This window comes from Haloferula sp. BvORR071, assembly GCF_000739615.1.
Lineage (GTDB): Bacteria > Verrucomicrobiota > Verrucomicrobiia > Verrucomicrobiales > Akkermansiaceae > Haloferula.
This window is the reverse complement of record NZ_BATP01000037.1, coordinates 1-15,973: the sequence shown is the minus strand read 5'-3', so window position 1 is coordinate 15,973 and position 15,973 is coordinate 1. Positions and strand designations below refer to the sequence as shown.

Below are 15,973 nucleotides of genomic sequence, written 5' to 3'. Positions count from 1 at the left end.
AGGGGGGGGAGAAGCAGCAGAACAGAGGGAGGGGGGACGGAAAACGCTAGTAGATCTAGCCGTGGAAATCGGCCGGGTGATGCGAAGCATGTGCACGCGCCGACATCAACAAGAGCCGTGGCTCAACCCGAAATAGGGGCATCCATGCTGCCCTCCAGCAAGACCGCCGGGGCAATGCGGATTGCGAAGCCAATCTCTCGCAGGCTCGTGACATGAGGGGGGGGTGGAGGAAAAAGCCTTACACCGCAGCGCACCAAAGGCGCGAAGTGACGTCAGGCTCGGGGAGGGGGGACGTAGGGGGTGAAGTGAAACGGTAGCAGATTATCAACCCAGACAAGAGCGCACCAGATCTTTTTAGTATTCTAAAATCATAAGATGTTCATGGATACTTAATCAAATGCAGCTTGTCCGTGATGATTTCGATGACCAGCAGCATGACTAGCAAGGCTTCAGCCACGTCACCACTACGGGATCACGTGGGGTCCGCAAAATTCAAGAATTCGGCTGGGCATTTTGCTGCCCCTCCCAAACTCCGAGGTTCCAGTAGCGCCGTTGCTGATAGTGGAAGTGTTTGGCCTCGCTCAGGAAGGCCTTGCCGATCCGCGCCAGCATGCCGAGCCCGATCACTTTACCCCAAGCCACTGCCGCCTTGGGCAGGCGCTTGGAAACGGGAGCTGATGCCAGCTTCAGACCGACCACTTTGCCCATCCGGCGGTTCCGCTCGAGCGTCCAATCCGGCGAGCAGCGCTCGGCCGGCACGTGGTGCCAGACCAAGCCCTCCGGCAGATACACGCCCTTTACGCCCTGCGAGAACATGATGAGCTGCAGGTCGGTCTCCTCCCCCACCGAGATCGCCCGACCGGGTCCGATGTTGGTGTCGAAGTTCCCGGCCCGCTTCAAATCATCGGAGAAGGCCGCCCAGTTGAAACCGAGCGCCAGCGGCTCCCTCAACTCACAGACCTTGTCGCCATAACTCCAACCCTTCGCCGAGTAAGGCAGGTAGTTCTTGAGCCATTCCGGCGGCGGCGAATCGTAGTCGACCAGGCACTTGCCCGCGTAGAACTCGCCACCGCTCTTACCTGCCGCGGCATTCGCATAGGCGCGCACACTGCCCGGGTGGATCCGCACATCGTCGTCGAAGAAGACCACGAATTCACCGGACAGCTCTTCGAGCACCAGGTTCAGCGCGGCGCTCTTGCTGCCGGTAGGAGTGTAGCGGTATTCCATCGGGAGACGGTCGCGGAACTTGTCCACTTTCGCCTCAGCGCCTTCCTTCTTGCCGTTCTCCACGACGAAAATGCGCTTGAGCGTATCGGGCCGGTCGGCATCGACCAAGCACTGCAGGGTGCGTTCCAACAACTCGCCTCGCTGGCAAGTGGGGATAATGATGATCATCGGGGGGGATGGGTGGGAGGGGTGAACTAGCCTGAGGAACTTAGCGCTTCCGGAACTCCCCTGCAATGGTGCGGAAGAACTCCAGCTTCTTGAATCCAAACAGCAGAATGACCGCGTAGACGATCCCGAAGGTCGCCATGGCCCCGATCACCGGGATCCACGCGTTGATCCGGCCATCGGCCAAGCGCATCACCCCGAGGGCGGCGAGGGCCGCCGGGACACAGGCCAGCGCTGGCGTCAGCATCGCTTTCATCACCCCGGCCAGGGAGACCGGCGTGCCTTTCACGGCCACCGCCCAGTACGGGATGAAATTGAGCAGCATTGAAATTGAGTAAGCCATCGCCACCCCGCGGGTGGAGTAGGCCTCCGTCGCCTCGCGCGGGCCGAATTTCAGACCGATCACGAAGGACAAGACGATCACGGCGGAGTTGGCAATGCCCAGCCAGCGGTAGCGCTGGGTCAGGCCGCGAGAGATCAGCAACCAACCCGCAGGGTTCGAGATCCCGCCCAGCAAGGCCGCAAGCGCGAGAAGGCGGAAGAGATCCGCGGTGGTCGTCCATTTGGGGCCGAGCCAAACCAGCACCACCTGATCGGCGAAGAGTGTGATCCCCGCGATCACCGGCATGCTCAGCGAGCACAGCAACAGAATCGCGTTCAGGTAGTAGCGGCGATAGCGATCCGGATCGTCCTGCAGGCGGGACAGCGCGGGAATCGCCACCGCACCCAGCGGACCGTTGATCTGGCCCACTGGCATCAGCAGCAGGCTGTAAGCCTTCTCATACGCGGCCACCGGGCCCGTCCCACAGAATTTACCGATCAGCACGGTATCCGCTTGCCGGGAAAAATAGTTCACGATGTTGAAGCCGAGCACATCACCGCCGAACTTGAGCATGCCACCCACGCCGGTGCCACGTGCAGGCCAACCGGGCATCCAGCGCAGGGCAAACCACGCCGCGATCGCCTTCGTGACCGCCGGCGCAATCGCCATGCCCACTAGCGCCCAGTAACCCATATGGGCACGCGCCATCAGCACCGCAACCACCACCCCGGACGCCATCGAGACGATCTCGACCGCGGCAAGCAACGAATAGCGCATGTTCCGCGTGAGCAGCGCGAGGTGCTGCAGCGCCACCCCGCCGAAGAGGAAGCTCAGCGCGAGGACCGGGATAATCGCCTTGAGCGCAGGCTGATGGAAGAAATTGGCCACTAGCGGTGCGGAGCTGGCGAAAATGGCAGCGATCACCGCGCCCAAGGCGACGTTGATCCAAAACAGCGTCGAGATCTGGCGATGGTTGATCTGCGGCCGCTGGATGGTCGCCTGCGACAGTCCCACATCCATGAAGATCGCCAGGAAACCGGAGATCACGGTGGTCATCGCAAAGATCCCGAAATCCTCCTGGGTAAGGTAGCGGGCCAGGATCCCGGTGGAGATGAAACGCAGTCCCATCCCGCTAATCCGTGCGAAGGACATCATTGATGCCCCGCGTACCGAACTTTTGCGAAGGTTTTGGGAGACATCCGGTGCCGCAAAGGGATCACGGCGCCTGGGCGCGGGAGTCTCGGTAGTCGGTTCGATCACGCTGTCTGCCTGCATTCCATTGGGGGGAGGAGTTTGTCAATCGCAGGTCGGCTTTTCAGCGGACTTGATCGAGGTAATCGGCGAGTTTCACGGTCAGATTCTTGCGTTCGAACTGGCGGACGAATTCCTGGTTCCAATCGGGCCGCGCCGCCCCGGATTTCCATTTTCCGTATTGATCTTTCAAAGCGGCCAGCATGCCAGCCACGTCGCCCGGCTCGCTGAATACACCGGTGCCCGCCTGCTTGACGAATTCACGCGCATCGCTCGCCGGCAGCGTGGCCAGGATCGGCCGCCCGGAGGCCATGTACTCATACGCCTTCCCCGGCACGATGCCCGCCTTCATGCCCTCAGGCATCTTGTGCAGTGGCAGGAAGAGCAGGTCCGCCGCCCTCACGTAACGCAGGCATTCGACGTGGTTGAGGTAGCCGGAGCAGTCGAACAGCGGCTTGGCGGGCGAGGCGTCGATCAAGGCTTGGTCGGATTTCGAAAGCACACCCACGCAGCGCACGCGGACTTCGTTCACGATCTCCGGATCCTCCTTGAGCCACTGCTCGAGGGCCTGAAGCAGGTAGAAGTGCGACCGCGGCAGGCGCTCGACCCCCGGCACGGTGCGGCCAAGCAGCTTGTACTGAAGCTGCCTCTTGCGCTCCACCAAGCCGGACTCGGCGTGGAAATAGCCGGAGTGCACGATCGAGAATTTGCCACCCGGAATCGGCTCCACGCTGCCACTGAAATCGCTGGCGTCGTAGCCATTGGTCAGACTCACGATCGTGTTCGCCCGCAGCCGCGGCAGCGTCCGCCCGAGCCGCCGCGCGGATTCCGGGGTGTTCATGATGACCAGAGAGGCGCTCCTGAGCGATTTCTCCATCTGCATGATCTCCAGACTGCGGTGCCAGCGGGTGCGGTGCAGTTGGAATTCGTCCAGCGCCCAGGGATCGCGCAGGTCAGCGACCCACGGAATCCCGGTGCGGCGCGAAATCTCCGCTGCGGCATCCGCACCCTCAAAGGGCGACATCGTAACGAAGATCAGGTCCGGCTTCTCCTCTTGGGCAATCTTGGTCCCCGCCTCGATCACCAGGTTCATCCAGGTCAGGCCGAAGCGGCTGCGCATGCCGAGCATTTCGCGCATCGCCCGCTCCAGCTTGGAGGGCACGTGCACTTCCTCGGGCAACTCGACCTGATGAATCTTCACCGACTTCGGCACCTCATCGGCGAGCGCTTGGTCGGTCGGCGTCCAGCGGTGCTCCTGGTTCGGCTTCGCCGTCAGCACGATCGGCGCGTAGCCGCAGGAGGGCAGATACTTGACGAACTTCAGCGAGCGCTGCACGCCGCCACCACCCGCAGGCGGGAAGTGATAGGCGATGAATAGGATCTTCCGCGTTTTGGCGGGAGCTTTCGCGGCGTCGGCTTGCGGCTCGGACATCAGGGGAGAGGCGTTCATTTAGCGCGCTTGGGGGGCTTGCCGTTGAAAAGGAAAGACAACAAAGGCACCGGGCGGATCACAAAGGCATGCAGCCCGAGGGTCGTCGCAAAGGTGAGAACCGCGATGGTCACCAGCATCACTTCCGTCTGCGGAATCATCCCCCGCAACAGTATGGCGAAGAGAAAGATTACCAGGAAGTGGAACAGGTAGACCGTGTACGCCGCCTCCGAGAGGAAGCGAGCCACCGGCTTCTCACTCTTCACCCAGCGCTCCGCGGCCCAGAACAACACGCTGGACAGACACAGCGCCACGTAGGTCTTCAGGGTGAGGAGCAAGGCTTCATACGCCGGCCCGGGATTCGTTCCCGCAGTCCGGTGCACCAGGTAGTAGCCGGTGCAGGCCACGACGGCTTGGATCCAATGGGCCTTCGAAAAGATCGCACGCAGCTGGCCCGAAGCGAAAAGCACCATCCCCAAGGTGTAGAAGGGCAGGTAATTCCCGATCGAACGGATGACGTACTGCAGGGACTCCGGAATCCCTTTGGTAAACGGGACGAAGGCCCTGAACGAGTCCGGAATCCGATCGGCGTGCTGCGGGATGAACTTGTCGCAGAATTCGAAGACGATCCGCCAGCCGACACAGGCCCCGCACACCATCAGGCAGATCGCCATGAACTTGAGCCCGGGCACCAGAGGTGCGAGACGCCCAAGGGTCCACGCCCGCGGGCTGCGCTCAAGCGAGCTCGCCATCAGCGAATCCACCGCCTTGCCCAGCAATGGAGCGAGCAGGGAATAAAAGAACAGCGCCAGCAGGAACCAGAGGTGCAGGTGCCAGTTGCCCGGCCAGGCCGCCAGTTCGTCGCCCGCCAGGCGGGCTTGGTTCACCGCGTCTAGTCCCGCACTCCCCTTCCCCGCAATGTAGTCCACAAAGGGGATCGGTTGGAAGTTGAAGACATAGACCAGATGCTTGGTCGACGGATTCAATAGCACGAGGGCGACCACAAAAGGCACGCCGACGGCGACGAGACGTTTCCTCACGGTCTTGCCGCTGCCGTATTTTTGGAGAAGCATGTAGGCGAGGAAACCTGAGATGATGAAGAACGCCTCCATCCGAACCATGTGCGAAAGATTCGCGCAGGCTTGGAAAAAGGGACTTGGGGCAACATTGCTGGTGTGCACCAGGATGCCCCAGAACATGAGGCCTGCGCGAAGCGCATCGAGGTGGACAAAGCGCTCGCCGGTCTTCACCCCGGTCTGGGGCTGGACGACGGCGCTTGCCCGCGGCTGGCGGGTGGCAGGTCCGGAGAGTTGGACGGTCTTGGCACTGAACATCGGGGGGGACGGAGAGATGCCGTGGTTGGTGGTTATGGATAGGTAGTCTAACTAGACCATTGCATTTTGGATTCCGGGTCTGGCCCGGCGTAATCGGATCCTAGGAGAGTCTCGTCCGCGCGTTCATGGCGCGTCATGTAAATCGAACTGATCGTTGCGATGGAAAACCAGAAGAAGAAGACCGATTGGTCGTAGTAGGCGACCGAGACGCTGGAGGCCACGTGGGCAAACAAGCTCGCCCCCATGCACCAGACCATGAAGCGGTCGCCGCTCTCGTCCTCTTCGGGAATCTCGTCGATCGTCTTGCCGACCCACTTGAAGGCCACCCAGGCCATCGCCACGAGCAGCAGCATGGCGAGGATCCCGCCCATCACTCCATAGGCAATGTAGTAGCTGGTGATGTCGGTGTGGTTTTCACTGAAGGTCACACCCGTGGGCATCCAGTGGCGGGTGTGGTCAGTGCCGAAGGCCCACCACTCGCCGAAATAGGTGATCGTGGAGTCGATCAGCTTCGAGCGGTGCCAGCCGGTGCTACCACCCATGCTGAGCCTGCCGATGATGAACCAGAAATGGTCCTTCATCACCAGCTCCAGCGCCAGGCAGCCGAAGGGAATGCTCCAGCGCACCAGACCCATCAGATGCCGGAATTTCCACAGGACCAGCCCGATGATCGCGCAACCGAGGCTGATGATCGGTCCGCTCGAGGAGCAGGCGAAAACCATCGTCAGGCAGGCGATCAAGCCGATCTTCGCAGCTCCCGGCCTGCGCCGCCAGAGGCCGATCATGATCGGCACCAAACTCGCTCCAACCGTGCCGGCCAAGATCGCATGGCGGAATGGACCGCGGGCGCGGAAGGCGTCTTCCCGGGCCACCACCTCTTCCCGCACGCCACCGAAGATCTTCGAGAACAGGTTCACCCCGGAGTATTTCTCCTGGATCATCTCCAGCGCGATCGGCACCAGCAGCAGCGCGATCACGCTCATGATCGAGGAGAAGTCATCCAAGTCGTGGCAGAAGGAGCGGATCAGGAAGTAGCACAGGCCGATCTCCGCGATCTTGCCGGTGATGAAGGTCGGTCCCGCCCCGTCCGCTCCAGCCTCGTGGAAGAAGCTCGCAAACAAGAGCCAGCCGCCAAGCGCCACCATCAGCTTGTCGATCGTGTTGAAACCTCCGGCAAATCCCTCGCCGCGCACCATGATCCGCAGTAGCCCGACGCCCAGCAGCAAGCGGAATACCGGCAGCCGGATCCCTCCCAGATCGATGGACTGGCCGTGGGTGATGTAGATGACCCCCATCAACAGCGGAATGGTTGCCCACTTCCGCGGCACGCTCATCAAGGCGATGGCGCTGAGCAGGAAAAAGAGGATACCGAGAATGCTCACTTTGGGGGGAAAGGGCTAGGGGGACGGAATCAGGCGACCTTGCGTTTGTGCACCTCGCGGTAGACATCCACCAGCTTGCGGCCGGCTTCATCCCAAGTCAGCTTGTCGAGATCGGAGGTTGAGGAGCCGCGCAGCTTCGACAGCAGGCCGCGGTCCACATCCAGCATCCGGATGTGCTCGGTCAGCGCCGCAACATCGCGCGAAGGATGGATCAAACCGTTCTGCATGTGCTCGCAGACCGCGCCGGAAGCATCGGAAACCAGCAACACGCAGCCGGAGCCGCGCGCCTCATAGGTGACGAGCGCACTCCCCTCCTCCACCGACGACAGCACGAACAAGTCGCTCTGCCGCATCAGGTCGGGAAGATCGGTGCGATGCCCCATCACCTTCACGCTCGGGTGCGACAGCATCGGCTGCAGCAGCTCCGCGTAGCCCGGGATGAACTCACCGCAGACCATGAAGGTGCCATGTTCCTGCGCGCCGGAGGCCAGCCAGGCCTTGAGCGCGTGGTGCAGGCCCTTCCGTGGCTCGACCACACCGGCGTAGATCATCACCAGCCCGTCATGCGGGGTGCCTTCATTGCCGGGCGCCTTGAAGCGCGAGCCGTCGAATCCGTACTGGTGGCGCACCAGCTTCGCATCCTCATAACCGCGCTCGCGGAAGGTCCGCGCCACGAAGTCCGAGGGACACAGGAGATAGTCCGCCTCGCGGTACTCGGTCTCCTCAAGGTCGAGCCGCTTCTGGTTGAAAAGGTGGTCGTGGTTGCCCGGCAGCTCGATCCCCACATTCTGGTTCTCCTTCGCCACTTCCTCGTAGGCAAAGCCGGTGTGCGCGTTCGGCCGCTCCAACACCACGGGGATGCCGTGCTTCTTCGCCGCCCGGATTGTCTTCAGTGAGGACAAGGGCCAGCCATGCACCACATCGATCTCGCGGTGGTTCGCGTTCAGCCACATCGCTGTCACCGTGTCGTGCCAGTTGCAGGCCACGTCGCGGCCAATCAGCCGATACGGCACCCGCAGCTTGCCGACCGCCAGGGTCTTCTTCACCCGGACCCCCTCGTTCAGCGCCTTCACCTGCGAACCCACGATCACGGTGACCTTGGCTCCGGCACGGGAAGCCCCATCGACCTGGTGCCAGGCGGTAGTACAAATCCGGCCGCCGCCGAGCTTGTGCGGAAAACTATACAGAACGCGTACAGGGGGACTCATCGGGGGGGGCGAGCGAGCTTCAAACGTCCATCAAGGGACGCTGGATGGGGAGGAAAAAGTGGCGAGGGACCCAAGCTGACTGAAAACCTCGCCCGGAGGGATTACGCGATTGCGTAGGGAAAGAGGACCAACAGGGGGATTGGCGGAAGGGACCTCGGGGGAGATGGGCAAAAGGAACGGCACCCCGCGGGAGCGAGGTGCCGTCCGGTCGTCCGGCACTGCCGGAGAAGTAATCAGGGGTTGGCCGTCACCCGCAGGCCTGTCGGGGCCGTCGGCGCAGGTGTCGTCCCCAGCGTGATCCCGGAGACCACGTGCGAGCCACCCGCCAAGGTCACCAACGACAGGTGATTCAGGCTGCTGGCGCTCGCTTGCTGGGTGCGGAAGGCGTAGTCCTGCGCGATCACCACCGGCGCACCGCCATCCGGCGTCACCGTCACGGAATATTTCTTGGTCGCGACGTTCACGTTGAACTCGAAGCTATACAGCTTGCCCGCCTCGTAGCGCAGGACGTTCACCGCCGCATAGGCCCCGCCGTTCCGCGCCTCGATCACACCGGCGGTGGCGAAGCGGGCAATGCAGGCCAGATCGTTGTAGCCAGCCGCGGAGGCCGGTCCAAGGCCGGTCACGCCGTCGATGTTCGCACCATCCGGAATTGCATTCCAGCGGATCGTGAACTGGCTGGTCTGGACCGGGAAGGTGACGTTCGTCCAAGCTTCAGAGCCAATGTAGGAATCACCGATTCCGAAGAGTGCGGAGGCCACGGAGCTGTTCTCAGCACCGGACTTGATCGCGATCGCCTTCAGCGTGGCAGAGGACGAAATCAGCACGGGTCCCGTGTAGGCACTCGAGGCGCTCGTCGGCGTGCTGCCGTCCAGCGTGTAGTAGATCGTCGCGCCGGAGGTTGAACTCGTGATCGTCGCCGGCTGCGCCGTGCTGAACAGGCCGCCCGCCGGGGAAATCACCGGGGTGCTCACCAAGTTCACGATCCGGTAGTCTTCGACCTGCACGCCGGACGGATCCAGCGAGTTGGCCGTCGCGAGGGCCTTGACCGTGCTCGTCGCGGAAACCGTGAAGGGACCCGTGTAGCGGGTGGAAGCCGTCGTCGGCGTGCTGCCGTCGGTGGTGAAGTAGATCGTCGCCCCGGAGGTCGAGCAGGTCAGCGCCACCTGTTGCGGGGAACCGAAGGTGCCACCCGCCGGGATGAAGACCGGCCGCGAGACGCTGGTGGTCGCCCCCGGATTCTTCCAGATGTCGTTCAGGTAGCTGTCGGTCGGCAGCGGCGGCATGCCGGAGTTGCTCTCATTGAGCCCGGCCACCACGGTCCAAGCACCGGATGCCGGAGAGCTGTAAGACTTGTTGGTCTTGGTATTGGTCACCGAAGTCCACGGCGTCGGCGAGTCCGTCTGGTTGATCGCCATGCCACCCCAGAAGGTGCAGTCCTTCGCGGTCAGGTTCTTGCCGGAGCCGTTGAAAGCATTCGAAGTTGCCTCCGCAGCGCCTCCCGGCAGCCAGGGATAGCGCGAGCGGGAAACTTCACCGGAGACCACGTAGCAGTGCTCCAGATCGAGGCCATCCACGTTGCCGGTTTGGATCGCGCAGTTATTCGAGGAGAAATAGGCGCTGTCGCGCAGGGTCATGCTGCCGTAGGAGCCACCGCTCGCTGCCGCGAACTGGAAGGTATCGGTGTGCGGCTTGCCGCCGGTATAGGGCACTTCGAAGAAGCGCGGCGCGTGGTAGCAGCCGTCGAAGCGCCACCCGGTGATCGGGCCGCCGCCGGCGTAGATGTCCGCAGAGTCATCGCTCACCACGTAGTGGTTCGGTTGCACCACTTCCACCAACTCCATCCCTTCGGTGGTAATCCCGTCGGTGCCATAGACGCCGAAGTGGCCGGTGACCTTGGTCCATGCCAGCGCCGAGCGGCGGCAGCCCTGCATCTTCACGGCACTGATGCCGGAGGATTCAAAGCCGGCGAAACAAACGCCGAAGACCTTCAGAAAGCGCACACCGTTGGTGAATTTCACCGTGCCGTAGCCGTCGCGCGGCGCCACGGTCACCCGCTGGCCCCATGTCGCGGAGCCGATGCTTTCCAGCACCGGATCCGAGCCGCTCGATCCACCGTTGCCGTTGAGCGTGCCGGGAGCCACCAGGATCAGCGTCCCGCTGTTGGCTTGGGCGGCGGTCACACCTTGGATCGCGGTCTTGATCGCGGCCCAGGAGCAGGGAACTTCCACGATGTTCGCCACCGTGTTGTCATACATGAAGGGGGTCGGAATCAATTCGGGCCAGTGGGAGCCATTGGCACCGAAGGAAACAACCCGATCGGGCTTGGCGTCTGCCGTGAAAGGCAGCGCAAGAACCGTGAGTAAGGATAGGCAGGCTTTGAGTCTCATTGAACAGGTTCGGTTTTTTCGGTTTCCGAGGGTTCTAGGGCTTCAGCCGGAGGCGACACGGGAAGCGGGGAGTTTCCACCTGATTATCCTCCGGGGTGCGACGCTTGCCTGCAGTCAGGAACATGCGCCTCACCCGATTCATTCACCGGCAAATTTCCGGTGTCTTTCCGGCTGTATTTGTTTTTTCTTTTTTAAGCAGATCCGTAATATACGGAAATTTTTTGCTTTTGAGAAGCCTAGAGTCCGGTGATTCGAACTGTTAGCAAGATGGAACTGCCCCATCGGGCCCGTTAGCCGTAGATTCCCCTAGCAGATAGACAGCCGGGGGGCTGCGGCGGAATGTTTGAAATAGAGCGGATTTCACGCCATCGCGGCGCCTTTTGATGCCTTCCTCCCGCAGGGCCGGAAATCAGGGCACCAAACCGTGCCGCATTTCGCCGATTCGTTGTAATGTCTCGAATTTCAGCGGCTTGCGATTTTGCATGAGCGTCGGCAGCAAGGTCCGGGCCGAGCGCATCGCCCGGAAAAAGTCCTTCACGTGTCCGCCGCGGCAGGCCTTCGCAAATTGGTAGCAAACCCGCGGCACCACATACTGCAGCGCCTTGAAGCCGGGCAAACACGCCGCCGCCAGCAGGATCTGGTTCCGCGGTTTGTAAAACACCGTGACCTCGCTCCGCCGCGACACCTCGTTCGCGTGGTGCAGCGCCACCAAGTCCGGGCAATGCAGGATCTCCCCTCCCCCGTCCAGAATCCGGTAGGCCAGTTCGACCTCCTCGTAGTGCATGTAGAGGATCTCTGGATACATCCCCGCCTTCACCAACGCCTCACGCCGGAAGGCATAGGCCGTCCCGCTGAAGTAGGAGGTGTAGAACTCCTTGTCCGCATACTTCTGGATCGGCACCGGGTGCCACCAGCGCGGCGTGTCTTCGGACTTGCCGTCCGGCTTGAGCAGGCGGAAGGCCAAGCCATCGACCTGCGGGTGCTCGCGGAAACGCTTCACCACCTTCGCCAGCAAATACGGATCCGGGATCGTCACATCGCTGTCGAAGCCGACCACGATCTCGCCCTTCGCCTCGCGGATCCCGCGATTGCGCGTCACCGCCGGCCCGCCGTTCTTCTCGTTGACGAAAATCTTCGCCTGCGGGAACTCCCGCCGGAAAGTCTCCACGCTGTCGTCCGGCGAGCAATCGTCCACAACGATTACCTCCATCTCGACGACATCCTGCTGCGCGAACACATCGCGCAACAGCGCCACCACACAGTCGCGGCGGTTATAGCTGGGTATTACTACGCTGATCATTGTCTTGGGGGGACTTGAATTTCAGATCGAGATTTAAGGTCTCAAATTTCTTATCTCATCGACCTTATCTTTATCTCACGCGGCATTCCCCGCTCCATATCCCTGCAGCCAATCCTCGCGCTCCTGCCACAGCGTCTGCCAGCGCCCGGCACTATCGTTGCGTCCCGGTGACTTGCGCACCCTGCTGATCGCCGCGCGCAGTCCGGTTCCAGTCGCCAGGAAGAATAGGCCGAGTTGCTGCTCCACCCCGGTCCAGTGGGTCCGCACCAAGCTCGCCTTGCCCTTGTAGAGCAGCTTCGTCTTGTGCACCGGCGTGTCGGAGCAGCCGCCCACTTCGTGGACCAGCTTCGCATCCGGGCAGATCACCGGGCGATAGCCCGCGGCGTGCGCGCGCATCGCCAGATCGGCATCCTCGCCATACATGAAGTAGCGCTCATCCAAGCCACCGAGCTTGTTCCAAACCTCCAGCGGGCTCAGCAGGAAGCAACCGGTGATCACGCCGACCTCCCGCACCGTGTCTCGCTTCCAAGAACCGAGCGATTCCGGGTCCAGGAAACGATTGCGCGGCGCGATCGTCGTCAGCCCGAAGGCGAACAAGGTCATGCTCCACAAGGTCGGCAGACCCCAGCACGAGGATGGCTCAAGGCTGCCATCCGGGCGCAGGGTGCGGCCACCATACAGGCCGTGATCGGGATTCTTCCGCGCGAATTCCACGATGGTGTCCACCGCATGGTCCAGAATCTGGGTGTCCGGGTTGAGCAGCAACACGAACTCCGCATCCGCATGCTTCACACCCAGGTTCACGCCCTTGGCGAAACCGAGGTTCTCACCCGGCTGCACGAGCTGCACCTGCGGGTAATTTTCGCGCACGTATTCCGCGGTTCCGTCGCCGGGTTTGTTGTCCACGACGATGACCTGTTGGGTGACCGATTTGCGTTGGGTGAAAACGCTCTCAAGGCACTCACCGATGTGGTCCTTCGAATTGTAGGAAACGATGACAATCGCTACGTCAGCTTTCATGGGGGGGAGTTTAAGCTAGAACGGGTTCTCTTTTGCCGATGACCCTGGCAGGGACCCCTGCGGCGATCGAGCCGGGGGGAAGATCTTTGGTGACGACGGCACCGGCGCCAACAATGCAGCCGTCGCCGATCGTAACGCCTGCTGTAACGACCACCTGGGCACCAAGCCAGACGTCGTTGCCGATGCGGATATCGCGCTCGTTCTTCGGCTGCTGGCGGAAGGGCTTGCCAGCCTCGAACTTGTAGTCGGAGGCGGTGATGAACACCTCCGGGGCAAACGAGACGTAATTTCCGATGATAATGCGGCCGGTCGAATCGCCGGCCCACAGGTAGCAGCGCTCGCCGATGTGGCAGTCATGCCCCATCACGATGCGCTCGCCGTTGCGGAAGGAGACATTCGGAGAAATGCCGGTCCCCCTGCCAACGGTCATCTTCCGCCGCTCGCTGACGTGACTGTATCCATAGTAGTGGATCAGACGCAGCGCGTGCAAGTAGTTCCGCGGATCCAGCAGGGAGCACGCGGCGCCAATCGCCTTGGAGAGGGTGGACTTCGGCTTCACGACGGCGTCTCCTTTCCATGCCAGATGAAATTGCGGATTCCCTCCACCAGCGACCCGCTGGCATGGGGGTGGATCGGAGCCTTCGCTTGCAGGCTGTCCAGCAGGTCGAGCTTCGCGAACATTTCCACCTCGTCGAAGGCCACGTTCACATTCCCCAGCTCCATCATCCGCTTCGCGGTGGCGGTCTGGTGCTCGTTGCGGTGCTCACCCAGCCGCGCCAGCTTCGGCATCACGAGGATCGGCTTGCCGTGCAAGAGCGCGGACAGGATGGTGCCCATTCCGGCGTGGCCGATGATCAGGTTCGCCGCGGCGAAGCGTTGCTTGAACTCCACCGGCTCGAAGAAGTTCACGAAGGGCATGTGCTGCGGCTCCCAGCCGCCCTCGCCGATCTGCGCGAAGACGTCCTTCCGCCCGCGCTCGGCGGCCCAGCGGTCCACGACCTTCATCATCCGGTCGAAGGGCTTGTCTGTGCCAACGGTTACGAGAATCATAGTACGTTCCCCATGCAGGTTGGACCTCCCTCGCGGGCCAGGTGCGGCCACTGTGTCAGCCACAAGTCCGCGCTGGCTCCTGCCTGCGCGCCGGACATCGACAGCTCTTCCGCATTCGCGATGCTATCCAGCCAGATTGTCCGGAAGCCCATCATCTTGCCCATCTTCAGGGCGAAGAACCCCGGCGCCGCACCGGTGGAGATCACCACATCCGGCCGCTCCGTGCGCAGCAGCTTGAATACACTCCACGCGCACTTCAGCAGGCCGATCTTGCTCGAGCGGTTCGCATCGAAGATCACGCGGAACTCCGCGTCGCCCGCATCCGCGCGGTAGCCTTCCTTCGCCGTGGCGAATACGAGTTCGCAGCCCTCGAAGGCGGGGCGCAGGCGCAGCAGCTGCACCCAGTGCCCACCGCCCGAGGCGATCGCGAGAACCTTTGGTTTCGTCCGTGACATGATCGGGGGGGATCAAATCTTCAGGCGGCACCACGACCCAGCAACACCGCCGGGACGGTCTTGAACAGGATCTTGATATCGAGCCAGATCGACCAGTTGTCGATGTACTCGTTGTCCATCTCCATCCAGCGCTCGAAGGTGATGTTGCTGCGGCCGCTGATCTGCCACACGCAGGTGATGCCGGGCTTCACGGACAGGCGCTTGCGGAACAGCCACTCATACTTCTTCACCTCGTCCGGCAGCGGCGGCCGCGGACCCACCAGGCTCATCTCACCGTGCAGCACGTTGAAAAGCTGCGGCAGTTCGTCGATGCTGGTCTTGCGGATGAAGCGGCCGATCCTGGTGATCCGCGGGTCGTTCTTCATCTTGAAGGCCGGTCCGTCGGCAATCTCGTTGAGGTGCGCCAGATCCTTCTTCTTGGCCTCAGCATCCACGCACATCGAGCGGAACTTGTAGATCCGGAAGCGGCGCTGGTTCATGCCCACGCGGTCCTGCGCGAAGAAGACCGGACCCGGGCTCGTCAGCTTGATCAGGCCAGCAACCGTGATCATCAGCGGTGCCAGCACCACCAGCGCGGTCGCGGAGACGATCGTGTCCACCGCACGCTTCGCGAGAAGCTGCAGCAGCATCTGCTCGCGGAACAAGGTGACCACGTGCTCGCCCTCGAATTCCTCAAGGTGCAAGCTCTTGAACAAATTCCCATCCTGCAGGTCCGGCATCAGCCGCACCACCACGTTCAGGTCGCGGGCATGCTGCACCACCGTGACGATGTCGCTGAAACGGGAATCCACCGGCAGGCACACGATCATCTCGTCCACCCGCTCCTTCTTCATCACCGATTGCAAATCGGGCAGCAGGCCGAGCACCTCGCCACGCTGCCCCGGCGTTTCCTGCCAGGCCTTCTGCGCGGCTTCGGTCTCAGCCACGTAGCCGACGATCTTGTAGCCAAGCTCAGGCCGCGCCTCGATCCGCGACACCACCTCGTGGGCGCGCTTGTTCGCGCCGATCACCAGCAGGAAGCGGTAGTTGTAGCCCGAGCGCCGCGCGCTCATCAGCATCATCCGCAAGGACAAACGGCTGATCACACCAGCCAGCGTAACCACCGCCCAGAACAGGAAGACGTTCTCGGTGGTGATGCTACGGACGTGGAAAACGCCGCATACGATCGCCAGCCAGAAAGACGCCAAGCTCGTCGCCTTGACCAGATCCTTGATCTGCGTCTTCAGCGCGACGAAGCGGTCGGCCTTGTAGCGGATGCAGTAGGCGAAGATCGCCACCCAGCCGAGGCCGAGCAGCAGCATTCCGATCATGTCCCCGTAGCTGGGAGTCGCGGGGACCGGCAAGGCATGGCCACGGAAGACGAACTCGGGGCGAAATTTGATTATCAGGGCAGCCGCGGCTGCGAGGGTCAACTGGTCCAGTACGCGGAAACTGTGGATC

General features: G+C 62.2%; 13 protein-coding genes. All 13 read right to left on the bottom strand.

Going from position 1 to position 15,973, the window contains the following annotated elements:
* Positions 1–492 precede the first annotated feature (492 nt).
* Positions 493–1,395, bottom strand: a complete 903-nt coding sequence (locus BV071_RS20480) for a glycosyltransferase family A protein (protein WP_035611327.1) — start codon at positions 1,393–1,395, stop codon at positions 493–495.
* 40 nt (positions 1,396–1,435) lie between these two features.
* Positions 1,436–2,989, bottom strand: a complete 1,554-nt coding sequence (locus BV071_RS20475) for a lipopolysaccharide biosynthesis protein (RefSeq protein ID WP_081886129.1) — start codon at positions 2,987–2,989, stop codon at positions 1,436–1,438.
* A 40-nt stretch (positions 2,990–3,029) separates the two neighbouring features.
* Positions 3,030–4,415 (bottom strand): glycosyltransferase, encoded by a 1,386-nt coding sequence (locus tag BV071_RS20470; protein ID WP_035611325.1) that lies wholly within the window; start codon positions 4,413–4,415, stop codon positions 3,030–3,032.
* Entirely contained in the window at positions 4,412–5,728 is a 1,317-nt protein-coding gene (locus BV071_RS20465; RefSeq protein WP_035611323.1) for an acyltransferase family protein, read from the bottom strand. Before BV071_RS20465 ends, BV071_RS20470 begins: the two co-directional genes overlap by 4 nt.
* 47 nt (positions 5,729–5,775) lie before the next feature.
* Entirely contained in the window at positions 5,776–7,110 is a 1,335-nt protein-coding gene (locus BV071_RS20460; protein WP_035611321.1) for a hypothetical protein, read from the bottom strand.
* Positions 7,111–7,139: 29 nt separating this feature from the next.
* On the bottom strand, positions 7,140–8,318 hold the full coding sequence (locus BV071_RS20455; protein WP_035611319.1) for a glycosyltransferase family 4 protein: 1,179 nt from the start codon (positions 8,316–8,318) through the stop codon (positions 7,140–7,142).
* A gap of 233 nt (positions 8,319–8,551) precedes the next feature.
* Complete coding sequence (locus tag BV071_RS33370) at positions 8,552–10,708, bottom strand: chitobiase/beta-hexosaminidase C-terminal domain-containing protein (protein WP_052573669.1); 2,157 nt, start codon at positions 10,706–10,708, stop codon at positions 8,552–8,554.
* A 409-nt stretch (positions 10,709–11,117) separates the two neighbouring features.
* On the bottom strand, positions 11,118–12,008 hold the full coding sequence (locus BV071_RS20445) for a glycosyltransferase family 2 protein (protein WP_075090971.1): 891 nt from the start codon (positions 12,006–12,008) through the stop codon (positions 11,118–11,120).
* 75 nt (positions 12,009–12,083) lie between these two features.
* Positions 12,084–13,028, bottom strand: coding sequence for a glycosyltransferase family 2 protein (locus tag BV071_RS20440; protein WP_035611315.1), 945 nt, complete (start codon positions 13,026–13,028; stop codon positions 12,084–12,086).
* 10 nt (positions 13,029–13,038) lie between these two features.
* Positions 13,039–13,587, bottom strand: coding sequence for an acyltransferase (locus BV071_RS20435; protein ID WP_035611313.1), 549 nt, complete (start codon positions 13,585–13,587; stop codon positions 13,039–13,041).
* Positions 13,584–14,078: a glycosyltransferase gene (locus BV071_RS20430; RefSeq protein WP_035611311.1), complete on the bottom strand. Its 495-nt coding sequence runs from the start codon at positions 14,076–14,078 to the stop codon at positions 13,584–13,586. The genes BV071_RS20435 and BV071_RS20430 overlap by 4 nt, the downstream gene beginning before the upstream one ends.
* Entirely contained in the window at positions 14,075–14,533 is a 459-nt protein-coding gene (locus tag BV071_RS20425) for a hypothetical protein (RefSeq protein WP_035611309.1), read from the bottom strand. Before BV071_RS20425 ends, BV071_RS20430 begins: the two co-directional genes overlap by 4 nt.
* Before the next feature lie 20 nt (positions 14,534–14,553).
* Positions 14,554–15,973: sugar transferase (locus BV071_RS20420; RefSeq protein WP_052573668.1), on the bottom strand; the 1,420-nt coding region annotated here is incomplete at its 5' end.